20 protein-coding genes and 1 pseudogene are annotated in these 23,499 nt (G+C 70.5%); 15 read left to right on the plus strand and 6 right to left on the minus strand.

From position 1 onward, the window contains the following. Window positions 1–36: 36 nt before the first annotated feature. On the minus strand, window positions 37–690 hold the full coding sequence (locus tag SD460_RS18230; RefSeq protein WP_290056331.1) for a DUF899 domain-containing protein: 654 nt from the start codon (window positions 688–690) through the stop codon (window positions 37–39). Between the two features lie 577 nt (window positions 691–1,267). Here SD460_RS18230 and tpx point away from each other — a divergent pair. The 4 genes from tpx to SD460_RS18250 all read left to right on the plus strand — a co-directional run bounded on the left by tpx (window position 1,268) and on the right by SD460_RS18250 (window position 4,024). Next, a complete protein-coding gene (gene tpx / locus SD460_RS18235) occupies window positions 1,268–1,807 on the plus strand; it encodes a thiol peroxidase (protein WP_290056333.1) in 540 nt (179 codons plus the stop codon). A gap of 105 nt (window positions 1,808–1,912) precedes the next feature. After that, window positions 1,913–2,371, plus strand: a complete 459-nt coding sequence (locus tag SD460_RS18240; protein ID WP_160697723.1) for an SgcJ/EcaC family oxidoreductase — start codon at window positions 1,913–1,915, stop codon at window positions 2,369–2,371. A 23-nt stretch (window positions 2,372–2,394) separates the two neighbouring features. Beyond that, on the plus strand, window positions 2,395–2,850 hold the full coding sequence (locus SD460_RS18245) for an SgcJ/EcaC family oxidoreductase (protein ID WP_290056336.1): 456 nt from the start codon (window positions 2,395–2,397) through the stop codon (window positions 2,848–2,850). Window positions 2,851–2,995: 145 nt separating this feature from the next. After that, complete coding sequence (locus SD460_RS18250) at window positions 2,996–4,024, plus strand: methyltransferase (RefSeq protein WP_290056338.1); 1,029 nt, start codon at window positions 2,996–2,998, stop codon at window positions 4,022–4,024. Between the two features lie 52 nt (window positions 4,025–4,076). Here the strand turns inward: SD460_RS18250 and SD460_RS18255 are convergent, their stop codons facing one another. Next, the gene (locus tag SD460_RS18255) at window positions 4,077–5,594 is read right to left on the minus strand and encodes an acyl-CoA dehydrogenase family protein (RefSeq protein ID WP_318306410.1); all 1,518 of its coding nucleotides are present in this window, start codon (window positions 5,592–5,594) and stop codon (window positions 4,077–4,079) included. Window positions 5,595–5,768: 174 nt separating this feature from the next. On the opposite strand from SD460_RS18255, the gene SD460_RS18260 reads away from it, so the two are divergent. The 9 genes from SD460_RS18260 to SD460_RS18300 all read left to right on the plus strand — a co-directional run bounded on the left by SD460_RS18260 (window position 5,769) and on the right by SD460_RS18300 (window position 16,529). After that, entirely contained in the window at window positions 5,769–6,242 is a 474-nt protein-coding gene (locus tag SD460_RS18260) for a hypothetical protein (protein WP_290062161.1), read from the plus strand. 88 nt (window positions 6,243–6,330) lie between these two features. Beyond that, entirely contained in the window at window positions 6,331–6,798 is a 468-nt protein-coding gene (locus SD460_RS18265; protein WP_290062163.1) for an SgcJ/EcaC family oxidoreductase, read from the plus strand. Between the two features lie 29 nt (window positions 6,799–6,827). Further along, complete coding sequence (locus SD460_RS18270) at window positions 6,828–7,289, plus strand: SgcJ/EcaC family oxidoreductase (RefSeq protein ID WP_290062164.1); 462 nt, start codon at window positions 6,828–6,830, stop codon at window positions 7,287–7,289. Between the two features lie 113 nt (window positions 7,290–7,402). Continuing rightward, complete coding sequence (locus SD460_RS18275) at window positions 7,403–8,590, plus strand: acyl-CoA dehydrogenase family protein (RefSeq protein WP_290062165.1); 1,188 nt, start codon at window positions 7,403–7,405, stop codon at window positions 8,588–8,590. Window positions 8,591–8,717: 127 nt separating this feature from the next. Further along, complete coding sequence (locus tag SD460_RS18280; protein ID WP_290062166.1) at window positions 8,718–10,097, plus strand: aminotransferase family protein; 1,380 nt, start codon at window positions 8,718–8,720, stop codon at window positions 10,095–10,097. Window positions 10,098–10,192: 95 nt separating this feature from the next. Further along, complete coding sequence (locus SD460_RS18285) at window positions 10,193–11,740, plus strand: GMC family oxidoreductase (RefSeq protein WP_290062168.1); 1,548 nt, start codon at window positions 10,193–10,195, stop codon at window positions 11,738–11,740. Beyond that, window positions 11,740–13,308: a GMC family oxidoreductase gene (locus tag SD460_RS18290; RefSeq protein ID WP_318306411.1), complete on the plus strand. Its 1,569-nt coding sequence runs from the start codon at window positions 11,740–11,742 to the stop codon at window positions 13,306–13,308. Before SD460_RS18285 ends, SD460_RS18290 begins: the two co-directional genes overlap by 1 nt. 255 nt (window positions 13,309–13,563) lie before the next feature. After that, a complete protein-coding gene (locus tag SD460_RS18295) occupies window positions 13,564–15,072 on the plus strand; it encodes an APC family permease (protein WP_318306412.1) in 1,509 nt (502 codons plus the stop codon). A gap of 101 nt (window positions 15,073–15,173) precedes the next feature. Further along, complete coding sequence (locus SD460_RS18300) at window positions 15,174–16,529, plus strand: nucleotide disphospho-sugar-binding domain-containing protein (protein WP_290062966.1); 1,356 nt, start codon at window positions 15,174–15,176, stop codon at window positions 16,527–16,529. A gap of 190 nt (window positions 16,530–16,719) precedes the next feature. Here the strand turns inward: SD460_RS18300 and SD460_RS18305 are convergent, their stop codons facing one another. After that, window positions 16,720–17,856 (minus strand): nucleotide disphospho-sugar-binding domain-containing protein, encoded by a 1,137-nt coding sequence (locus tag SD460_RS18305; RefSeq protein ID WP_290058867.1) that lies wholly within the window; start codon window positions 17,854–17,856, stop codon window positions 16,720–16,722. Window positions 17,857–18,082: 226 nt separating this feature from the next. On the opposite strand from SD460_RS18305, the gene SD460_RS18310 reads away from it, so the two are divergent. Then, window positions 18,083–19,666 (plus strand): MFS transporter, encoded by a 1,584-nt coding sequence (locus tag SD460_RS18310; RefSeq protein ID WP_290058866.1) that lies wholly within the window; start codon window positions 18,083–18,085, stop codon window positions 19,664–19,666. 1 nt (window position 19,667) lies between these two features. Here SD460_RS18310 and SD460_RS18315 read toward each other — a convergent pair whose 3' ends face one another. The 3 genes and pseudogenes from SD460_RS18315 to SD460_RS18325 form a co-directional block, all read right to left on the minus strand. Further along, window positions 19,668–20,684 carry a class I SAM-dependent methyltransferase gene (locus SD460_RS18315; protein WP_318306413.1) on the minus strand — a complete coding sequence of 339 codons (1,017 nt, stop codon included), beginning with the start codon at window positions 20,682–20,684 and terminating at the stop codon, window positions 19,668–19,670. Then, window positions 20,667–20,816 (minus strand): annotated as a pseudogene (locus SD460_RS18320) (hypothetical protein); the annotation flags it as partial. The gene SD460_RS18315 and the pseudogene SD460_RS18320, both read right to left, overlap by 18 nt. A 23-nt stretch (window positions 20,817–20,839) precedes the next feature. After that, a complete protein-coding gene (locus SD460_RS18325) occupies window positions 20,840–22,093 on the minus strand; it encodes a cytochrome P450 (RefSeq protein WP_290058865.1) in 1,254 nt (417 codons plus the stop codon). Between the two features lie 244 nt (window positions 22,094–22,337). Between SD460_RS18325 and SD460_RS18330 the strand changes: the two genes are divergently transcribed. Continuing rightward, a complete protein-coding gene (locus SD460_RS18330) occupies window positions 22,338–23,447 on the plus strand; it encodes an acyltransferase family protein (protein WP_290058864.1) in 1,110 nt (369 codons plus the stop codon). Window positions 23,448–23,499: the final 52 nt, after the last annotated feature.

Genomic DNA, 23,499 nt, shown 5'->3' on the forward strand with positions numbered 1-23,499 from the left:
CGCCGGGACCGCGGGCGCCTTCGTGCGTGCGGAGGTTCAGTACTCGTCCCGCAGGCGGAGCCAGCCCATGGTCGAGGTCTGCGGCCAGCCCTCCGGCGAGTCCTCCCAGACCTCCTGGCGCCCGTACGGCGTGAGGTCGAGCAGGTTGAAGTCGAGCCGGAGTCGGTCGGTACCGCGCCCGTTGGTGAACCAGGTCCGGAAGACCTCGTCGCCGTCGCGCAGCAGCACGCTGACGCCGAACCCGCCGCCGGTGCCCATGTCTTCGTTGAACGTGCTGCCGTAGCTGGAGTACCACGGGATCTGCCAGCCGAACCGCTGCCGCAGCGGCTCCAGCTCTTCCTGCGGCGCCACGGACTCGAGGATCAGCCGCACCCCGCGCGGGGCGAGGTGTGCCCACGGCGAGAGGTTGTCGGTCAGCGATGCGCAGCCGACGCAGAGGTGGTCGCTGCCCGGCTGCTTCATGTAGTGGTAGATGATGAGCTGGTTGTGGCCGTCGAACAGCGAAACGAGATCGCCGGTTTCGCCGTCGGGCCCGGTGAAGACGTAGCCGTCCTTCAACCGCACCATCGGCAACCGCCGCCGCTGGGCGGCGAGGTCGTCCAGCGCGTGGGTGAGCTCCTTTTCCTTGACGAGGAGCTTGTCGCGCTCGGCCTGCCATTCCTCCGCCGAGACGACGGGCGGGCGATTCATGGGGTGGTCCTTTCCTTCGGCGGTGGGGGAAATCGACCGTAGCAGCGGGTTCCGGTGGGGAACACCGGTCGCGGGTGGGAGGGCACGGGAGGAGACGCCGGTCAATCGTGTGGGTGAAAGACTGAAGCTTTTCTTTCGCCGGTGCGGCCGGGTGCGATGCCGTGAATGACTCATTCATGTTGTCTGGTGACGTGAATGACTCATTCCTGTCGTTCGGGCCGGGAGGGGATGGGTGGTGGAGGAGAGGTGCGTGGTCGGTGGCGCGGGCGGCGAGCGTCCCGAATGACTCATTCGGGACGCTGGCGGTCCCGAATGAGTCATTCGCGACCTCCGCCTGGGACGTCGGGCCGGCCGGGCCCGGTCAGGTCAGGCCACGGGCCGCCGGCGGAGCGCGCAGGCCCTCTCGCGGCCGGGTGCGATGCCGTGAATGACTCATTCATGTCGTCTGGTGACGTGAATGACTCATTCCTGTCGTTCGGACCCGCGCACGGAATCCGGCAGTCGAGGAGAGGCGCCGCGCGAGCCGGAGCCGGAAACTGGGGCCTCGACCCGTACCCAGCCGAAAGTGGTTCAGTCCATGAACGCGATTCCCGAACGCACCGGCGTCACGACCTTCCGCGGCCGTCCGGTCACCCTGCTCGGGCCGGCCGTCGGTGTCGGCGACCAGGCTCCGGACTTCACCGTCGTGGCGCCGGACATGTCCCCGGTCGCGGGCGCCTCGCTCGCCGGCCGCGTGCGGATCGTCTCGGTCGTGCCGTCGCTCGAGACGCCGGTCTGCGACCTGCAGACCCGGCGGTTCAACGAGGAGGTCGCCGGGCTCGGGGACGTCTCCGTGCTCACCGTCTCCGTCGACCTGCCGTTCGCGCAGGCGCGCTGGTGCGGTGCCGCCGGGATCGAGGGCGCGCTGGTCGGCTCCGACCACCGCGACCTTTCCTTCGGTACCGCCTACGGTGTGGTGATCAAGGAATTCCGCCTGCTCGCCCGCGCCGTTTTCGTGATCGACGCGAACGACACCGTCGTGCACGCGGAATACGTGCCGGAAATCGGCGAGCACCCCGACTACGACGCCGTCATCGCCGCCGCCAAGGCCGCCGAGACCGCGCGCGCGGCCGCGTAACGCCAAGCACGAATGAAGGCGCCCGCGCGGAAGTGGGTGCCCACCATGGTAGTCGGGGTTTGCTGTGCCGAACCCGGCAGAGATCCGTGACGACAAGGGGCCGGAATGACGACCACCGAACAATCCCGTTTGGACGCGTACTACGGAGAGTTCACCAGCGACAAGGAGAAGGAGGTGCTCCAGGTTCCGCTGCGGCTGGTGGCGGCGTGGGCGAAGAACGACGCCGACGGCGTCGCCGACGTCTTCCTGGAGGACGGCCTCCTGCTGCTGCCGGGTGACGTGTACAAGGAAGGCCGGGAAGAGATCCGCATCTTCATGAAGGCCGCCTACGCCGGGCCGTTCAAGAACAGCGGTGTCACCGGGCAGCCGGTCGACCTGCGCTTCGTCACCGACGACGTCGCGCTGATCCGCACGCACGGCGGCATCCTCGCCGAGGGCGAGACCGAGATCGCGCCCGAGCTGGCCGTCCGCTCGACCTGGATCACCGTCAAGCGCGACGGGACCTGGTACCTGGCCGGCTACCAGAACAGCCCGCGCGGCGAAGGCGCCACCCTCCGCTGGTAACCCCCATCTTCGAGGAGAAACCGATGACTTCCAAGGCTTCCGACCTGGTCGCCAAGGCCAAGCAGTGGGCCGGCTACTACGGCGACTTCCCGAACGGCGAGGAGGGCGCGGTCTTCACCGTCCCGCTGCGCCTGCGTGCCGCCTGGGACGCCGGTGACGCCGACGCGCTGGCCGACCTGTTCACCGACGACGGCAGCATGCTGATCGGCGACGAGCAGCTGCGCGGCCGCGACGCGATCCGCGCCTACCTGACCGAGCAGTTCGCGGGTGCCTACCGCGGCAGCCGCGTGGCCGACGAGCCGGTACAGGTCAAGTTCCTGGCCGACGGCGTCGCGCTCGCCATCACCAAGGGCGGCTTCATCAACCAGGGCGAGACCGAAATCGCGCCGGAGAACGAGAACCGGGCCACCTGGGTCGTGCGCAAGGAGGGTGGCGACTACAAGCTCGTCTCCCACCAGACCAGCCCGATCCGCGGCTGAGCCCGCCGCGGTGCGAAGGCCACCCCGACGTGGGGTGGCCTTCGCGCGTGGACTGTCCACTGTGGTCGCGCACGGGAGAAGTCGACGCCGGGCGCGGGGCGCCGCCACGATGGGTGGCCACAGGCGACGAGCGGAAGGTGATCCCGTGGACAGCAACCGTCCGGCAAGACTCTCCGACACCGAGCAGGCCGGGATCCGCCTGTTCGAGGAGACACTGGGTTACGTCTATTCCGCGGCATTGCGCGCCGCGGCCGCCGTCGGCGTCGCCGACCACCTGGCCGATGGCCCGAAGACGGTCGTCGAGCTGGCGCAGGCCACCGGCGCCCACGCGGACAACCTGAACCGCGTCCTGCGCGCCCTCGCCATGCGCGGGGTGTTCCACGAGGACGACCGGGGGCGGTTCGAGCTGACCCCCGAGGCCGAGCTGCTGCGCTCGGACGTGCCAGGTTCGCTCCGGTCCGCGGTGCTGACGTTCACCGACAAGACGTTCTGGAACTCGCACGGCGAGCTCGCCCACAGCGTGGAGCACGGCGACGCGTCCTTCGACAAGGTCTTCGGTACGACGTTCTTCGACTACTTCCGGGACGTCGAGTCGCCCGAGACGTTCTACTCGGGCATGCAGTCGAAGTCCGACTCGGAAAACGCTTCCATCGTCCGCAACCTGACGTTCCCGGCGGGCGCGACGGTCGTCGACGTCGGTGGCGGGTACGGCGGGCTGCTGCTCGAAGCGCTGCGCGCGGACGACAGCCTGTACGGCCTCCTGATGGACCTCGGCGACCACGTGGTGTCCGGCCACCGCCTCGGCGAGCTCGGCGACGACGACCGCTGGGAGCTCGTCACCGGCGACTTCTTCGAGGAGTGCCCGCCGGCCGACGTGTACCTGCTCAAGCACATCATCCACGACTGGAACGACGAGCAGTGCGTGCGCATCCTGCGCAACTGCCGCCGCGCGATGCGCCCCGGCGGCCGGATCGTGGTGCTGGACACGGTGATCCCGCCGCGCAACGAACCGCACCTCGGCAAGCTGTTCGACATCATGGTCATGTCGATCCTGCCAGGCCGGGAGCGCACCGAGGAGGAGTTCCGGACGCTGTTCGCGAAGGCCGAGCTGGAGCTGACCCGGGTCCTCGACACCGGGTTCGCGGTGTCGGTCGTCGAGGCCGTCGCGCGCTGATCGACTCGGGAAGGTCGTGAGTGTTTAGTCGGGTTCTAACCCGACTAAACACTCACGAGCCCGCACCGGCCAGCAGGTGCGCGAACGCGGTGGGGTCCTGGTGCAGGCGGCGGCAGAGCTCGTTGAGCCGCTCCGGCAGGCCGAGGACCTGCTCGGCGGTCAGCAGCCCGTGGGCCAGGAACCAGCCCGCGTGCGCCTCGATCTCCTCGAGGCAGTGCAGCTCGTACAAGTCCGGCGGTAGCTCCCCGGACACGACCTCCGCCGTCCGGCGGGCCGAGTGCGCGGACACGAAACGCAGGGCCAGTTCCGAACGCGCGTTCCAGTCGGCGAACGTCCTGTCGAGACCGGCCGTGAGTTCGTTGTGCAGCAACCGTTCCCGGTGCCGGAAGAGCGTGACCCACTCGTCCGCGCCCGGCTCGTCGGCGGGCGGCGTGTAGTCCTGGCCCGACGCCATCGTCCAGGCCGCGTCCAGCCCGATCAGCCGGTTGTCGCCGCCGGCTGACTGGAAGGCCAGCGTCAGGCCCTGGTAGCCGATCAGCCGGTGTTCGGAGAAGAACCCGGCAGTCCCGCTCGCGGACCGGGCGCGGTGCACGGCGTCGTCGGCCAGCGAAGTGACCGCGACCTTGGTCAGGCCCAGCTCGCGGTGGACGCCGGGAGGCGCGCCGAAGGACCAGTAGCGGCCGGTCTCGCGCCGGGCCAGCGTCGTCGCCGCCAGCGCCGAGGCCAGCGCGCCGAACAGCAGGCGCTGCTGGTTGAGGTGATCGATCGCGGGGATTTCGCCGGCCAGCCGGTCGAGCGTCCGGCGGCGGCCGGCGCGCTCGAGGGCGAGCGAGACGCTCGCGCGCGCGACCGCGGCGAGGCCGGCGGTGATCGCGCCCCAGCCGAAGCGGCCCATGCTCATCGTGCGCCGGCCGCGGGCGCCCGCGTCGGCCAGCGGGTCGTGGAAGGTGCCGTCCGCGGTGATCGACGCGCCGTCGCGCAGCCAGCGCCGGTAGGGGACGCGGACCCGGTCGAACCGGACCGTCGCGTAGTCCAGCGGCAGCAACGCCGTCGGCGGGCACGGCTCGATCGTGACGCCGGGGCACGGGCCGCGCTCGTCGCGCACCGGGACCAGGAACAGCGCGGTGCCGTGCGCGGAGCCGCCGGTCACGAGCCGGGCGCTGACGACGGCGAGCGTCGGCAACCCCGCCGGGCCGAAGGTGGCCGGGTACTTCGCCGCGCCGGGAACCGGGGTCGACAGCGCGAACTCCCGCGTCGCCGGGTCGAAGACGGCCTCGGTGTGCGTGCCGGAGTTGCTGTTGGCGTGGCCCAGTTCGGCGAGCAGCGCGGCGCCGGCCCACCGCCCGGAGACCAGGCCCGCCACGTCCTCTTCGGCCGCGCCCTGGTCGAGCGCGGCACCGGTGGCCATGCAGTGGTGCAGGAACAGCAGGAAGAACTCGCCGGGGTCGCGCACCGCGCTCGCTTCGAGCAGCGACCGCAGGCGAAGGGGGTCGTGCAGCAGCGGCCGGTCGGCGGCGAGCGCGGCCCGCAGGCGCGCTTCCGGCGGCTCCTCGGTGCGCAAGGGAATCATGTCCGCCCTTTCCGCGGGCCGGGAGCACTCCACTGTCGCACGGTAACCGGGGCGGGCACGGCGCACTACTCCGAGAATGCCGGGTACGTTCGGTGATTCGCCCGGAAGGTGGCAGCGCCCGCCGCGACGGTGCCATTCTCGGTCATTCCACACCTACTCTCCACAGGAGTGACCGTGACTTCGGAAACCACGCTGACCAGAGAACTTTACGACGGGTTGCAACTCGTCGAGTTCGACCGCTGGGACGCCATCATCGCCGACGACGTCCTCATCAACAGCCCGGCCCAGTTCGGGCAAATCGGCCTGGGGGCACTGAAGGAATGGGCGAAGTGGTTCGTGCGCCTCGGCAAGCGCATCGACCTCGTCGACGAGCACCTCGCCCTCGACGAACAGGGGAACGGGCGGGGTTTCATCGTCTTCACCCTGCACTGGAAACACGACGAGCCGTTCTTCCACATCGGGCCGACCGGCCGCGAGGGAACGTCCGTGGAAACAATTGTGCTGAAGATCGAGGACCACCGCATTGCGCAGATCGACGTCGCGAGCAACACCGTCGACCTCGTCCTCTACCTGACGCAGCGCGGCTGGCCGTACCCGCACAACGTGCGCCCGGAGCCGCTCGTCGCCGGCCTCGACCGGAGCGCGTGACGTAGCGGCAATGCAGAAGGCGCCGGGTCACGGGGTGAGCGCCGATGATGGGCGGGACCCGTCCGCTGACGCGAAAGAGGAGGACCCGGTGTCCGCTGAAGTCGACGCGTCGTCCGCGTTGGACGACTACTACGGCCCGTTCACGAGCGAGCGGGAAAAGGAAGTGCTGGGTGTCCCGCTGCGGCTGGTGGAAGCCTGGGCACGCAACGACGTCGACGCGGTCGTCGACGTCTTCACCAAGGACGGCACCCTGATCCTGCCGGGTGACGTCTACAAGGTCGGCCGCGACGAGATCCGCCCGTTCCTGGCGGCCGCGTTCGCCGGCCCGTTCAAGGGCTCGCGGATCACCGGCAAGCCGGTGGACCTGCGGATCGTGAACGACACCGTCGCGCTGATCCGCACGCACGGCGGCATCCTGGCGCCGGGGGAGACCGAGATCTCGCCGGAGCTCGCCGTCCGCTCGACCTGGACGGTCAAGAAGGAAGAAGACGGCGTGTGGTACCTCGCCGGCTACCAGAACAGCCCGCGCGGCACCGGCGCGACCCTCCGCTGGTGAACACCCGGAACACCGACGAAGGAGCCGCAATGCCCGCCACCGCAACGGAGATCCTCGCCTCGTACGGGGTCGAGGAGGACACGGAGTTCTACCGCGAGTTCGACGACCCGCGCGACCGCGCCGCGCTCACCGTGCCGCTGCGCATCACGCACGCCTGGAAGACCAACGACGCGGACGAGTTCGCGAGCGTCTTCACCGAGAACGGCAGCCTGCTCATGCAGGACGAGCAGCTGACCAGCCGGGAGCAGATCCGCGCCTACATGCAGGCGGGCTTCGACGGCCCGCTGGCCGGCGCGCACGTCAAGGGCTGGCCGCTGCAGGTCACGTTCCTGGCCGAGGACACCGCGCTGGTGATCACCCAGGGCGGCATCATCCTCGACGGCGAGACCGAAACCGCGCCGGCGCGCCAGATCCGCGCCACCTGGATCGTGGTGGAGCGCGACGGCGAGTGGTCGCTCCTGTCGCACCAGAGCAGCCCGATCCGCGGCTGAGCACCGCTCCGGCCGCACCGGCGGCGTGCTCCGCAATCGCGGAGGTGCGCCGCCGGAGCGGGTAAGCGGATTCTCGATCCGACGCCGCACGTGGAAACCCGGAAGGACCACCGATGACGACGAACGTCCCCGTCCCTTCGCGCGAGGAACTGGTCCGCCGGGCCCAGGACCTGGTGCCCCTCCTGCAGAAGAACGCCCTGTGGCACGAAGAGAACCGCCGCCTGCACGACGACACGCTCGAGGCGCTGGGCGACGCCGGGTTCTTCAAGCTGCGCGTGCCGAAGCGCTACGGCGGGTTCGAGGTCGACACCGCCACCCTGAACGCGGTGCTCGTGGAGCTCGCGCGCGGTGACGGCGCCGTCGGCTGGACGACGTCGGTGTGGAACATCCCCGGCTGGATGGTCGGCATGTTCCCGGACGCGGTCCAGGACGAGGTCTACTCGACGCCGGACGTCCGCGTCTGCGGCACGCTCAGCCCGGGTGGGCAGGCCGTGCCGACCGACGGCGGCTACGTCGTCAACGGCCGCTGGGGGTTCATCAGCGGCGCGCTGCACAGCCACTGGCAGGAGATCATCGCCATCGCCCCGACGCCGGACGGCCAGGGCATGTGGCCGGTCGCCGCGCTGGTGCCGCTGAGCGATCTGCAGGTCATCGACGACTGGTACACGATGGGCATGGCCGGCTCCGGCAGCGTGACGACCGCGGCCAACGACCTGTTCGTGCCCGCCGAGCGCGTCATCCCGCTGGTCTCGATCCTGCAGGGCCAGAGCCACTCGCCGGCCAGCGCCGAGCTGCCGATCTACCGGAACCCCTTGCTGGGCGTGGCGAACGCGTCTTCGGCGGGCACGGCGATCGGGCTGGCCGAGGCGGCGATGGAGAACTTCCTCGAGCGCGTCGGCACCCGCAAGATCACCTACACCGACTACGCGCACCAGGCCGAGGCGCCCGTCACGCACCTCAAGGTCGCCGAGGCCCGGCTGCAGATCGACCAGGCCGCCTTCCACGCGGACCGGATCACCCGCACCGCCGACGAGAAGGCCGCGACGGGCGGGGAGTGGTCGCTGCTCGAGCGCGCCCGCACCCGCGCGGACATCGGCGCGATCTGCCGGCTCACCAAGTCGGCGGTGGACGCGCTGAGCCTCGCCAGCGGTGGTTCGTCGGCCTACACCAGCGTGCCGATCCAGCGCATCGCCCGCGACATCCACGTGGTGAACCTGCACGCGCTGATGGCGCCCGACACGAACAACGAGCTCTACGGCCGGGTCCTGCTCGGCCTGGAACCCAACACGCAGTACATCTGAGCGCCCGCACCGGCGGAGAAGTCCCCGACCGACCGCCGGGTACGGTGAAAACGGTTTCGGAAAGTGTTGTGTGCCAACGTTCCTGGGGCGAATAACGTCGTCTCCTCTCATGATTGGACTGAAAGCCGTGACCACACCTGGGATCCCGCCGTTGTCCGCCCCGGCCGCGGAGCTCGAAGACCTCGACCGCAAGCACCTGGTCCGCTCGATGCACCGCGGTGACATCACCGACCGCCTGGTCATCGTCAAGGGGCAGGGAAGCACGGTCTGGGACGCGCGCGGCAACGAACTCCTCGACGCCGCCGGCGGCGGGGTCTGGCACTCGCCGCTCGGTCACGGCCGCGCCGACCTCGCCGAGGTCGCCGCGAAGCAGATCAAGGAGATCGAGTTCTTCACGAGCCTCCTCGAGTTCACCAACGAGAAGGCGATCCGGCTCGCCGAGCGGCTCGCGCAGCTCGCGCCGGCCGGCATCAACCGGGTCGCCTTCTCCAGCGGTGGCTCGGAAGCGGTGGAGACGGCGATCAAGGCCGCCCGGCTCTACCACACCCGCAAGGGTTCGCCGGACCGCACGTGGATCCTCGCCCGGCACTACTCGTTCCACGGCGCGACCTACGGCAGCGGCACCGCGACCGGCTTCCCGCCCATGCAGGCCGGCGTCGGCCCGAACCTGCCGCACGTCGAGAAGCTCTCCCCGCCCTACCCGTACCGCGCGAAGCAGCTCTACGGTGACGTCGACCCGACCGACTTCCTGGTCAAGGAGCTCGAGGACACCATCGAGCGGATCGGCGCGGGCAACATCGCGGCCATGATCGGCGAGCCGATCATGGCGGGCGGCGGCGTCCTGGCCCCGCCGGCCGGCTACTGGAAGCGCGTGCGCGAGGTCCTGAGCAAGAACGGGATCCTGCTGATCGCGGACGAGGTCGTCACGGCGTTCGGCCGGATCGGCTCGTGGTTCGAGTCGGCCAACCAGGGCATGGACGCGGACATCATCACCGCGGCCAAGGGCATCGCCGGCGGGTACGCGCCGCTGGGCGCCACCCTGATGACCGACGACATCGCCGACACCCTGATCGGCGACGGCGGCTTCTTCCACGGCTACACCTTCCAGGGGCACCCGGTCGCCTGCGCCCTCGGCCTGGCGACGCTCGACATCATCGAGCGCGAAGGCCTGCTGGAGAACGCGCGGCGCATCCAGGGCTGGTTCGAGGAGGGGCTGGCCCCGGCGCGTGACCTGCCGAACGTCGGCGACGTCCGGATCGAGGGCACCCTCGCCGCCCTCGAACTGGTCGCCGACAAGGAGACGACGATCCCGCTCGACTGGTCGCAGGTCGAGGCGGTCGCGTTCGAGACGCGCAAGGTCCACGGCGTGATCGCCCGGCCGTACGGGCACAACTTCGTGCTCGCGCCGCCGCTGGTGTTCACCGAGGCGGAGGCGCGCCGGGCGACCGCGGCGGTCGTCGAGGTCGTGTCGCGGCTGCGTCCGGACGGCACGCTCGCGCCGCGCTGACCCCCGTGGGGTGGCGGGCGCGAGCCCGCCGCCCCGCCCGCCGAGCTCCGGCAGCGAGCTCGACCCCGATCCACCTTCTGGAGCTTGGAGAGCAGATGTACGACTACGTGATCGTCGGCGCGGGTTCGACGGGGTGCGTGCTGGCGGCCCGGCTGTCGGAGGATCCCGACGTCAAGGTGGCCCTGCTGGAGGCGGGCCCGCCGGACGACGCCGAGGAGATCCACATCCCGGCGGCGTTCAGCCAGCTGTTCCGCACCCGCTACGACTGGGACTACGACACCGCGGAGGAGCCGCACCTCGGCGGCCGCCGGCTCTACCTCCCGCGCGGCAAGGTGCTGGGCGGCACCAGCTCCACCAACGCGATGCTCTACGTCCGTGGCACCAAGATCGACTACGACGGCTGGAACCAGCCGGGCTGGTCGTTCGACGAGGTGCTGCCGTACTTCAAGAAGTCCGAGGACAACGAGCGCGGCGCGTCGGAGTACCACGGCGAAGGCGGCCCGCTGTCCGTTTCGGACAACCGCTCGCACAACCCGAGCTCGGTGGCGCTCGTCGAAGCCGCCGTCCAGGCCGGCTACAAGGCCACCGACGACTTCAACGGCGCCGAGCTGGACGGCTTCGGCGAGTTCCAGCTGACCCAGCGCGACGGCAGGCGGTGGAGCACCGCGGCCGCGTTCCTGCGCCCGGCGCTCGGGCGGCCGAACCTCACCGTGCTGACGGAGTTCCGCGCGCACAAAGTGATCATCGAGAACGGCCGCGCGGTCGGCGTCACCGGGCAGCAGGGCGACGAGGCGCCGGTCGACATCCGCGCCGAGCGCGAGGTCATCCTCTCGGCGGGCGCGTACAACTCGCCGCAGCTGCTTCAGCTGTCCGGCATCGGCCCGTCCTGCCTGCTCTCGGCGTTCGGGATCCCGGTCGTCGCGGACAGCCCTCAGGTCGGCCAGAACCTCTCCGACCACGCGCTGGTGCCGCTGGTCTCGGTGCACTCGCAGCCGATCAGCATGATCGCGGCGGCCACGCCGGAGAACTTCCGGCTGTTCATGGAGGAGCAGCGCGGCCCGCTGACCGGCAACGGCCCGGAGGCCGGCGGCTACTTCCGCACCCTGCCGGACCTGCCCGCCCCGGACGCGGCGATCTTCGCGGCGCCGGTGATGTTCGTGGAGAGCGGTCTCGCGTTCCCCTACGAGCACGCGATTTCCCTCGGCCCGGTGCTCATCACGCCGGAGAGCCGCGGCAACATCACCCTGCAGTCGACCAACCCGACGGCGAAACCGCGCATCCTCAACAACTTCTTCGCCGAGGAGTCCGACCTGGAGACGGGCGTGCGGGCGCTGCGGGTCTCGATGGAGATCGCCAAGCAGGAAGCGCTGCGGCCGTTCCACGAGTCGTTCTACCAGTTCCCGGCGTCCGATTCGGACGACGACCTCAAGGCGTACCTGCGCCGGTACACCCACTCCATCTTCCACCCGGCGGGCACCTGCGCGATCGGCGAGGTCGTCGACGCCGAGCTGCGCGTCCAGGGCGTCGACGGCCTGCGCGTGGCCGACTGCTCGGTGATGCCGGTCGTCGGCCGGGGCAACCCGAACGCGTCCGCCATCATGATCGGCGAGAAGGCCGCCGACCTCATCAAGGAGGCCAGCTGATGTACGACTACATCGTGGTCGGCGCCGGCTCCGCGGGCTGCGTGCTCGCGGCCCGGCTGTCCGAAGACCCCGACGTCAAGGTCGCCCTGGTCGAGGCGGGCGGCAACGACGACGTCGAGAACATCCACATCCCGGCCGTCTTCGGCGACCTGTTCCGCACCCGGGTCGACTGGGACTACGACTCCCACGAAGAAGAGCAGCTGAACCGGCGGCGGATCTTCCACCCGCGCGGCAAGGTGCTCGGCGGCACCAGCTCGATCAACGCGATGCTGTACCTGCGCAACAACCGCATCGACTACGACGGCTGGAACCAGCCCGGCTGGAGCTACGACGACCTGCTGCCGCTGTTCAAGCGGTCGGAGGACAACGAGCGCGGCGCGTCGGAATACCACGGCGCGGGCGGCCCGCTGTCCGTTTCGGACGGTCGTTCGCTCAACCCGTCGACGACGGCGCTCGTCGAAGCGGCGCTGCAGGCCGGGCACCCGGCCAACGACGACTTCAACGGCCCCACCCAGGACGGCTTCGGCCGGTTCCAGGTGACCCAGCGCAACGGGCGCCGGTGGAGCACCGCGCAGGCGTTCCTGCACCCCGCGCTCGAGCGGCCGAACCTGACGCTGATCAAGAACTACCAGGTCTACCGCGTGCTGATCGAGAACGGCCGCGCGATCGGCGTCACCGGCCGTCAGGTCGACGACGAGCTGACGATCCACGCCGAGCGCGAGGTGATCCTTTCGGCGGGGGCGTACAACTCGCCGCAGCTGCTGCTGCTCTCCGGCGTCGGCCCGGCCGACCAGCTGCGCGGGCTGGGCATGGAGGTCGTGCTCGACCACGCCGAGGTCGGCAAGAACCTGCAGGACCACCCGCTGGTTCCGCTGATCTACGAACACTCGCAGCCGAACAGCCTGCTGAGCGCGTTCGAGCCGGAGAGCATCCGGGCGTTCCAGGAAGAGGGCCGCGGCCCTCTGACGTCGAACGGCCCCGAGGCGGGCGGTTACGTGCGGACGCAGCCGGGCCTGCCGGGCCCGGACGTCGTGTACTTCGCGGGCCCGATGGAGTTCGTCGACAGCGGCCTGACGGTGCCGACCCGGCACGCGATCACCTTCGGCCCGGTGCTGCTGACGCAGCGCAGCCGCGGGCAGATCACGCTGGTGGCGGAGGACCCGACGGCCAAGCCGAAGATCGAGCACCGCTACTTCACCGCGGAGGGCGACCTCGACGTCGCGGTGGCCGGCGTCCGGATCGGGATGGACATCGCCCGCCAGCCGGCGTTCGCGAAGTTCAACGAGCGCCTGCTCAACGCCCCGGCGTCCGATTCGGACGACGACCTGCGCGAGTACGTGCGGCGCTACACGAACTCGATCTTCCACGGCAGCGGCGCCTGCGGGATGGGCCGGGTCGTCGACCACGAGCTCAAGGTGTACGGCGTCGACGGCCTCCGGGTCGCCGACGTCTCGGTGATGCCGACCGTCGGCCGCGGCGCGCCGAACGCGACGGCGATCGTCATCGGGGAGAAGGCCGCGGACCTGGTCCGCGGCGCGCAGTCGACGCGACTGGCCAAGGCGTCCTGACGCACCTCCCGTGCGGAAGAGAAGGGGCGGCCGGCACTCGCCGGCCGCCCCTTTTCGCATCCGCTCCGCTTCCGCCCAAGCGCCCCAATGTGGCGTTCGGTGCGTCCAGCGCACCCAATGTGGCGTTCGGTGCGTCTGACGCAACCAACGCCACATTGGGGCGCTCGAGTCCGCAGCGGGGGAGACGAGGGCGGGCCGCTCGCAGGCGAAAACTTGGTCGCGAACACATCGCGAGCGAGTGAGAGGAAGAACCCCGTGAGCGCAGCATCCGACCGCGGTTCCGGGGACGCGCGACCGGCGTCCCTCCGCCGCACCCTCGGCACCCCCAAGATCGTGTTCCTGGTCGTGGCCGCCGCGGCTCCGCTCGCCGCGATGGTCGGGACCGTCCCGCTGGCGTTCGCCATCGGCAACGGCGCCGCGGTGCCCGCGATGTTCGTCTTCGCCGGGCTCACCCTCCTCTGCTTCTCCGTCGGGTACGCCGCGATGAGCCGCCGGATCGTGACGTCCGGGGGGTTCTACGGCTACCTGTCCGCCGGGCTCGGCCGGCCGGCCGCGGTCGGGGGCGGGTGGGCCGCCGTGCTCGCCTACAACACCGCCACCGTCGGGATGACCGGTGCCTTCGCCTACTTCGCGCAGCTCGTCGCGTCCTCCTACGGCCTCGACTGGCCGTGGCCGGTGTGGGCCGCGATCGGGCTGGCGCTGATGGGTGTCCTGGGCTACCGCAAGATCGACTTCAGTGCCCGGGTCCTCGCCGTCCTGATGATCGCCGAGGTCGCGATCCTGGTACTGCTCGACGTCGCGGTGCTGATCCGGCACGGCGGCGGTGCGCTGCCCGCGGCCTCGTTCGACCCGGCGACGATCGTCGGCGCGGGGCTCGGCGTCTCCCTGATGTTCGCGCTGATCTCCTTCATCGGCTTCGAATCCGCCGCGCTGTACGGCGAAGAGTCGCGCAACCCGCGCCGCAGCGTGCCGCTCGCCACCTACTGGTCGGTGATCCTCATCGCCGTCTTCTACGCGCTGACGAGCTGGGTCGCGGTCGGCGCGGTCGGGCCGGGGCAGCTGCGGGACGTCGCCGGGCAGCAGCTCGGCAACCTCTTCGGCAGCCTCACCGACGACTACCTGGGCTCGACGGTCACCACCGGGATGCAGATCCTGTTGTGCACCAGCCTGTTCGCCGGGATGCTCGCGATGCACGGCGCGGCCAACCGCTACCTGTTCGCCCTCGGCCGCGACCGCGTGCTGCCCGCCGGGCTCGGCGCGGTGCACCGCAAGCACGGGTCGCCCCACCGCGCGAGCCTGACGCAGACGATCTTCACCGTCGCCGTGACCGCGATCTTCGCGATCGCCGGCGCGGACCCGTACGTCAACCTGGCCACCACCATGACGGGGCTGGGTACGCTCGGCATCGTCGGGCTGCAGGCCGCGGCGTCCCTTTCGGTCATCGCGTTCTTCCGCCGCCGCCCGGACCGGCACTGGTGGCGCACCGGGGTCGCGCCCGTGCTCGGACTGCTCGGGCTGGTGGCGTCCGCGGTGCTGGTGATCCAGAACTTCGACCTGCTCACCGGCACCACCAGCACGCTGGTGAACTCGCTGCCGTGGGCGTTCGTGGTCGTCGTCGCGGCCGGCGCGGGCTTCTCGGTGTGGCTGCGCGCCCGGCGTCCCGAGCGTTATGCGGCGCTTTCCCGGATCGCGTCGGAACGCGGCGGGCTGACGGCGGTCCCGGACCCGGAAGAACACGGTGACCGGCGGGCCGAAGCCGCCTGAGCGGCACTCGGGGAGATGTCCGCACTGCTCAGCGCCCCTACGATTTTCCTTTGGCGGCTGAAGAAAGTCTCCCGCCGACACGTCCTGGAGGAGCCGAAACAATGCGTGTGCAATTCGCCATCTGGCCGGCCCCGGCGCACACCTTCCCGCTGGCGCCGCTGGCCTGGGCGCTGAAGTCCGCGGGGCACGAAGTCGTGATCGCCACGCACCCGGGCGGGGTGGAGACGATCGCGTCGATGGGCATCACCCCGGTCGCGGTCTGCGACATCGACAGCATGCCGATCCCGATGGGCCCCGGCCGGGCCTACGAGAAGGAACGCGCGGACCTCGCCGAGATCACCGCGGCCCTCGAAGCCCTCGGCTTCGACGCCGACGACCCGGACCGCGAACACTGGGACGTCTACAGCCAGTACTACCTGCCCGCGCAGTGGGACTTCGCGCCGTGGAAGGGCGACCCGAACGAGCCGCTCCCGTTCCTCGACGGCCTCGTCGAGTTCACCAAGGCGTGGAAGCCGGACCTGGTGATCTGGGACGCCTGCCTGCCCGCGGCCGCGGTGGCGGCGAAGGTCGCCGGCGCGGCGCACGCCCGCTGGTGGACCGCGCCCGACGTCTTCTGCCGCAGCATCGACAAGTTCAAGGAGCTCACCGGCAAGCCGGGCGCCCCGGAGCTGCCGAACCCGGCGGTCGAGACGGTCCGCGCGGCGGCGGAGCGCTACGGCGTCGAGATCGACGACGAGCTGCTGTGGGGCCAGTGGACGATCAACTCGCAGCCGACGGAGATCGGCCCCGAGGTGTCCGCGAACGTCGTCCCGATGCGGTGGGTGTCGTACTCGAGCCAGCAGCCGATGCCGGGCTGGCTGTACCCGGTGCCGGAGCGCCCCCGCGTCGCGGTGTCGCTGGGCCTGTCCGAGCGCGCGTTCATGGAGGGCGGCTGGGACCACATCCCGGTGCTGCTGAACGCACTGTCCGAACTGGACGTCGAGGTCGTCGCGACGCTCGACGACCAGCAGCTGGCGAAGGTCGAGCAGATCCCGGAGAACGTCCGCGTGCTCCCCTTCGTCCCGCTGGACCAGCTGGTCCCGACGTGCTCGCTGCTGATCCACCACGGCGGCGTCGGCACGGTCATGCCGGCGATCCTGAACAGCGTCCCGCAGCTGCTGGTGGACTTCGTCGGCCACAGCATCCGCGCGAACCCCTCCGGCGCGGCCCGCCTGGCCCGTTCGCGCTACAGCCTCGGCCCGGCGCTGGCCCGCTTCACCCTGGCGAAGGGCGCGGGCCTGGTGCTGAACGTGGCCGAGCCGGACGCCGCGGTGATGCGCGAGCAGATCCGCCGGGTCCTGGAGGAGAAATCCTTCAAGGAGAACGCCCAGCGGCTGCAGAAGGAGATCAACTCGGTCCCCGGCCCGGCCGAGTACGTGAAGATCCTGGAGCAGCTCACGCTCGACCACCAGAGCTGAGCCCGGGTCTGGCCGATGCGCCCCAATGTGGCGTTCGGTGCGTCAGACGCATCGAACGCCACATTGGGTGCGCTGGACGCAACCAACGCCACATTGGGGCGCTTGGGGCGGGACGCGCGCGACCGGACGAAAAGGCCGCGGGCCGGGTGGCAGTCACCCGGCCCGCGGCCTTTGTCGTGGAGTGGGGGACTCAGCCCGCGCGGCGCAGTTCCGGCCGCAGCGCCAGGGGAGTCAGCGTGCGAACGACCTCAGCGGGCGACGGCAGGCCGGCGTTCTCCGCCGCCACCGCGGCCGCCACCTCGGCGAACCGGGGGTCGTCCAGCAACTGAGCGCACCCCGCTGCCACGGCCTCCGGCGTGATCTCCCCGGGTGACAGCCGCAGCCCGGCGCCCGAGCGCACCACGGCTTCGGCGTTGCCGATCTGGTCGTCGAAGTGCGGCAGGACCAGCTGCGGGACGCCCGCTTCGAGCGCCGCCAGCGATGTGCCGTTGCCGCCGTGGTGGACCACCGCGTCGCACGTCCTCAGCACCTGCGCCAGCGGGAGCCGTCCCGCGTGGAGCACCGACGGCGGCAGCGTGCCCCACTCCGCCGCCGTCTCGTCGGCCACCGCCACCACCAGCTCGATGTCCAATGTGGACAACTCCTCGAGCAGGGCCAGGAACAGCCCGGCCGTGCCGAGTCCGGGCAGGACGGTGCCGAGCGTCAGGCACACCCGCGGCCGCCGGGGCGGGACCGCCAGCCAGTCCGGCAGCCGGGCGTCGCCGTTGTAGGGCACGTGCCGCAGGCTCGACTGCTCCGCCGCGTGCAGGTGGCGCAGGCTCGGCGGCCAGGTGCCGACGACGTGGTCCGCGCGCGGCAGCCCGGGCAGGCCCAGCGCGGCCAGCTCGCCGGCGAGCACCTCCTCCGCCGCGGCCCGGTACTCGCGCAGCGCCGGGACGCCCCACTGCAGCTCGACGCCGGGGACGCCGTGCACCGCCGCCGTGATCGCGCCCGCCGCGGCCGCGCGTTCGAACACCACGAGGTCCGGCCGCCAGCTTTCGGCGAGCCGGAGGGTGCCGACGAGGTTGCGGGCGGAGATGCCCGCGAACACCCGGCCGTGGGCGAGCAGGTGCTCGCCGGCGTCTTCGTAGCCGTCGCCGGCGAGGCCGGTGAAGTCCGCCGCGGGCCCGGCCGGCGTCGCGGGGAGCCCCGCGCGCAGCACCGTCGGGAGGTAGTCCTCCGACGTGGTCACCACGACCTCGGCGCCGGCGGCCCGGTAGGCCCACGCGAGCGGCACGAGGGGGAAGAAGTGTCCCGACAGGGGCACCGTGGCGAAGAGGATCCGCATGATCGTGTGCTCCCAGCGTCGGCGAACGCCCAGGTGGGCGACGGTCCTTGCCTTCGAGGTTCCCAGCCGCCGACTCCCGCCTGCGTCTCGTCGATTGCTTGCGGACTTCGTGACGCAGAGCAATCAGAAAGATGCGGCCGTGATCGAGAGTGACCGACGATCAGTGTTGGACGAGTCACGCCACGTGACTCTTGAAACGATTCAGACAAAAGACCCAAAGGGGATCATGACCACCAACAGCTCGACGCCCCCCGGCGAGCTGGCGGGCAAGAAGGAGTGGATCGGCCTCGCCGTCCTCATCCTCCCGACCCTGCTGCTTTCGCTGGACCTGAGCGTTCTCATCCTGGCGATTCCCCACGTCACCGCGGACCTGCACCCCAGCAGCGCGCAGATGCTGTGGATCGTCGACATCTACGGCTTCACCATCGCCGGTCTCCTCGTCACCATGGGCAACCTCGGTGACCGCATCGGACACCGGAAACTGCTGATGATCGGCGCCGCGCTGTTCAGCGTCGCTTCGGCGGTGGCGGCTTGGTCGTCCAGCGCGGAGATGCTGATCGCCGCCCGCGCGGGGCTCGGCATCGCCGGCTCCACGCTGATGCCCACGATGCTGGGCCTGATCTCCACCATGTTCCGGAACGCGAAGCAGCGAGCGGTCGCGATCAGCGTCCAGACGAGCTTCTTCATGGTCGGCATGGCGATCGGCCCGCTGGTCGGAGGCGTGATGCTGTCGGCCTTCTGGTGGGGCTCGGTGTTCCTGCTCGGCCTGCCGGTGATGGGGCTGCTGCTGGTCGTGGCCCCGATCCTGCTGCCGGAGCACAAGGCCGCCGGGGCCGGCGGCTTCAAGCTCGACCTGGTCAGCATCGTGCTGTCGCTGGCCACCATCCTGCCGGTCATCTACGGCCTCAAGGAACTGGCGCGGGGCAGCTCGGTCGTGGTGTCGCTGGCGGTCCTCGCGGCGGGCCTGCTCTTCGGGGTGGCGTTCGTCCGGCGGCAGCGCCGGCTCGCCGACCCGCTGCTGGACGTGCGGCTGCTCGGCCGCCCGGCCTTCAGCGGCGCGCTGGGCATGATGCTGCTCGGCGGGTCCACGATCAGCGGGATCATCCTGCTGTTCAACCAGTACCTGCAGCTGGTGCTCGGCCTCTCGCCGCTGAACTCCGGCCTGTGGCTGATCCCGTACACCGTCGGCATGGTGGCCGGGTACATGGTGTCGCCGGGCCTGGCGCAGAAGTTCCGGCCCGCGGTGGTCATCGCCGCCGGGATGATGGTCTCGCTGGTCGGTTTCGTGCTGCTCACGCAGGTGCCGGCGAGCGGCGGCCTGGTCATCACGGTGCTCGGCACGGTCCTCGCGACCGCCGGTCTCTCACCGATGCTGGTGCTCGGCATCGGCCTGGTGATGGGCTCGGCGCCGCCGGAGAAGGCCGGGGCGGCGGGTGCGATCTCGCAGACGAGCAACGAGCTCGGGGTCGCGTTCGGGATCGCCGTGTTCGGGTCGATCGCCACGGCCGTCTACCGCGGCGTGGCCGAGGTCCCGGCCGGGGTGCCGTCCGACGTCGCCGCGGCCGCCCGCGAGGGCATCGCCGAGGGCACGGCCGCGGCCGGCAGCCTGCCCGGTGACCTCGCCGGTTCGCTGCTGACCGCCATCCGCGAGGCCTTCACCAGCGGGTTCGCCGGTGCGGCGATCGTCTGCGCGGTCCTCATGGTGGTGCTGGCGGCGGTGGCGCTGCTGCTGTTCCGGCACGTGCCGAAGAGCGGCCAGGAGCCGGCGCCGGCCGCGGAGTCCATTCCGGACGAAGTGCCGGCCGCGTAGCTCAGACGACGACGGGTTCCGGGAGCGGGACGATGAACCGCCCCCGGAACCCGTCGGCGCGCAGCAGGGACATCAGCTCATCGGCGATGTGCCACGACAGCAGCAGCGCGTACTCCGGCTGGTCCGGCCCGCACAGCCGCTCCTGGGCGACCACCGGGAGGTGCGCGCCCGGTGAGAACCGGCCGATCTTGCGCGGGTTGACCTCCGAGACGAACTCGAGCTCGGCGGGGCCCAGCCCGCAGTAGGTCAGCAACGTCGTCGCCCGAGCCGGTGACGTCGCGGCCGCGACGCGCGAGCCGTCCCGCGTCACCTCGGCGAGCAGGCCGCGCAGGCGGTCGCGGTGATCGGCCACGCGCGCGGCGAACTTCCGGTAGGTCACCTCACTGGTCAGCGCCAGGGTTTTCTCGAATTCCCGCACCGCGGCGACGGACTCGTCCACTTCGGACTCGCCGGGGGAGCCCGCGTGGACGCGCATCGATCCGCCGCGCGTGGGGATCCGCTCGACGCGGAACACCTCCAGCCCGTGCGGGGCGAACGCCGCTTCGAGCGCCGTCAGCGAGTAGTACCGCGGGTGCTCGTGGTAGAAGAAGTCGTACTGCAGTGTCTCGAGCAGATCCGGCAGGTAGTGCGATTCGGAGACGAACACCCCGCCGTCACGCAGGATCGCGCGCACCCCGGTGAGGAAGCCGCCCGGGTCCTCGACGTAGGCCAGTGTGTTGACCGCGGCGACGATGTCCACAGGGGACAGTCGCCGGGCGAGTTCCGCGCCGAAGAACTCCCGCACGACCGGCGCCGCGCCGAAGCCGTTCGGGTCGACGCCGAGCACGTCGAGCCCGCGAGCGGCCAGTTCGGCGAGCAGGACCCCGTGGTTGCTGCCGATCTCGACGACCGAGGCGCGCGGGTACGCGGTGGCGAGGTCCGCCGCCAGGCCGCGCAGGTGCCGCCGGTAGCTGCCGGTCACCCCGTCGAGGTGGTGGTAGTCGCCGTCGAACAGCACGCGTTCACCCACCGGCGCCACGATCTGGACCAGGCCGCAGCGCGGGCAGAACGCGAGGTCGAGCGGCCACGCCGGCTCGGCCGCCGGGTCCGCCGGGAACAGGCAGGCTGGTTGCCGCCCGAGCGAGAGGAACTCACGGACCTCGACGCCCGGGCACGTCCGGCAGGAGCTGGTGGTTACCGCGCACCGCCGGGGGTGAAGGCCACCGGCAGGCGCTTGATGCCGTTGATCATCGGCGACGTCAGCCGCGCCGGCTCCGCCGTCGAGCGCAGGTCCGGGATCCGCGTCAGCAGCTCTCGGAACATCACGCCGATCTCCAGTCGCGCCAGGTGCGCGCCGAGGCAGAAGTGCGGGCCGGGGCCGCCGTACCCGATCTGCGGGTTCGGGTCGCGGCGCACGTCGAAGCCCGCGGGGTCGGTGAAGTACTTCGGGTCCCGGTTCGCGGCCCAGTAGTACATCATCACCTTGTCGCCGGGGACGAGCAGCTGGCCGGAGAGCTCGACCGGTTCGGCGTCCTCGGCGATCGTGCGCCGCTGCGCGATGACCGGGGTCGTCCAGCGGACGATCTCCTCCACCGCGGTCGGCGTGACGCCGTCGAGGTCGGCCAGCCAGGCCTCACGCTGCTCGGGGTGCTTCGTGAGCAGGTGGATGCCCCAGGCGATCGCGTTGCGCGTGGTCTCGGTGCCGGCGCCGGTGAGCAGGATGAAGAACTGCGCCAGCTCGTTCGGCGTGAGCGACTCGCCGTTGACCTCGGCGGTCATCAGCTGCGAGATCATGTCGTCGGTGGGGTTTTCGGCGCGCTTGGCGGCCAGCTCGTGCAGCAGGTTGGTCAGCTCCTGCACGGCCTTGAACAGCGCCTCGAACGCGTCTTCGCCCTCGGGGACGTACTCCGGGTCCTGGACACCCATCATCTTGTTCGTCTGGTCGAAGACGAACTGCTGGTTGGCTTCCGGGACGCCCATCATGTCGCAGATGATGCGCAGCGGCAGCTTCGCGGCGATGTCCTCGACCGCGTCGACCTCGCCGCGGTCGATCACCTCGTCGACGATCTCCTTGGCCACCTGGGCCACGTTGTCGTGCAGCGACCTGATCTTCTTGTTGGTGAAGCCGCGCGAAACGATGCGCCGCAGCCGGGCGTGGCGGGGGTCGTCCATCGAGATCATCGACTGGTCGAGGAACTCGGCGGGCATGTCGACCGGGGTGGCGTTGCCCTTGCCGGAGATGAACGTGCCCGGGTTGCGGCTGGCGAAGAGGACGTCGTCCATCTTGGTCACCGCGTAGTAGCCGCGGCCGCGCGGCAGCGAGCCGAATTCCGGCTCCTCGAAGAACGGCAGCCCCGGCCGGGCGCGCAGCTCGTCGAAGGCGGCGTGCCGGTAGTCCAGGGGCTTGGCCCAGAAGCCTTCGAAATCGGAAAGGTCGATCGTGGTCATTTTTCCGGCCTCCACGCCCAAAGTACGGTGTACCGCCGACTATCGCAGAGGACGGCGGGTCCGCGCGCCTTCGAGGTTGCGCGCGAGGGCGGCACGCGGGAAGACGCCGCCACCGCACGGCGCGGGGAGGGTGAAACCGGAACATCAGCTTCGGCTGTCATCACGACTTGGAGCCGGCATGGCGCAAACTGTGGAAGTCCCCCTCGAGCCCCACCACCTGGGGGCACCGAGGAAACTCGATTCGTTGACCGGGTTGCGGTTCTACGCCGCGTTCGTCGTTTTCCTCTTCCACACGGGGATCATGATGAACCCGGCCCTGCCGACCGGGCCGATCAACCCGTTCGCCGACGTGGACGTCGCGAAGTGGTACGGCGCGATCTTCGGGACCGGCGGCTTCGTCGGCGTCTCCTTCTTCTTCGTGCTCAGCGGGTTCGTCCTGTCCTGGTCGGTGAAACCCGGCGAGCGCGCGCGGGCGTTCATCCGCCGCCGCCTCGTCAAGGTGTTCCCCAACCACCTGGCGATGTGGGTCGCGGCGATGGTGCTGTTCGCGGCGGCCTACACCAGCTGGAAGGCGTGGCTGCCCAACCTGTTCCTCATCCACCCGTGGTTCCCGGACTTCAGCATCGCGATGAGCGTCGACACCCCGTCGTGGTCGCTCGGCGGCGAGCTGCTGTTCTACGTGCTGTTCCCGCTGATCATCCGCCCGATCCTGAAGATGGACGTCCGCCGCCTCTGGCTGTGGGCCGGGATCATGGTGGCCGGGCTGTTCGCCTACCAGCTCGTCGCGACGTTCGTCGTGCCGAGCGACGGCGCCAACCCGAACATCCCGATTTCACCGCTGCAGTACTGGTTCGGCTACTTCCTGCCGGTCGGCAGGCTGTTCGAGTTCGTGCTGGGCGCGGTGCTGGCCCGGATCGTGCTGGCCGGCAAGTGGATCGGCATCAAGCCGGCCGTGTCGGTCGTGTTCATGGTCGTCGGGTACGTCGCTTCGATGTTCGTGCCGTTCCAGTTCTCGCTGAACTTCGCCACGCTGATCCCGATCGCGGTGATGGTGGCGTCGTTCGCCAACGCGGACCTGCACGGCACGCGCACGCGGCTGCGCGGCCGGGTCGCCGTCTGGCTCGGCAACGTGTCCTTCGGGTTCTACCTGTCCCAGGGCGTGACGATCTTCTACCTGCGGTCGTTGATGGGCAACGCGGTGCTGAGCACCCCGCTCGCGATCCTGGTGCTGATCGGGCTGTTCGTGGTCACCCTGTTCGTCGGGTGGCTGCTGTACCGGTTCGTCGAGACGCCGATGATGCGCCGGTTCAGCCGGGCCCGGCCCCCGCGGATCCCCGCGCCCCGGGCGAGCTAGCGCTTACCGCCGGCGACCCCGTCACCCTCGTGGTGGCGGGGTCGCTGCATGC

Source organism: Amycolatopsis solani, assembly GCF_033441515.1.
Taxonomy (GTDB): domain Bacteria; phylum Actinomycetota; class Actinomycetes; order Mycobacteriales; family Pseudonocardiaceae; genus Amycolatopsis; species Amycolatopsis solani.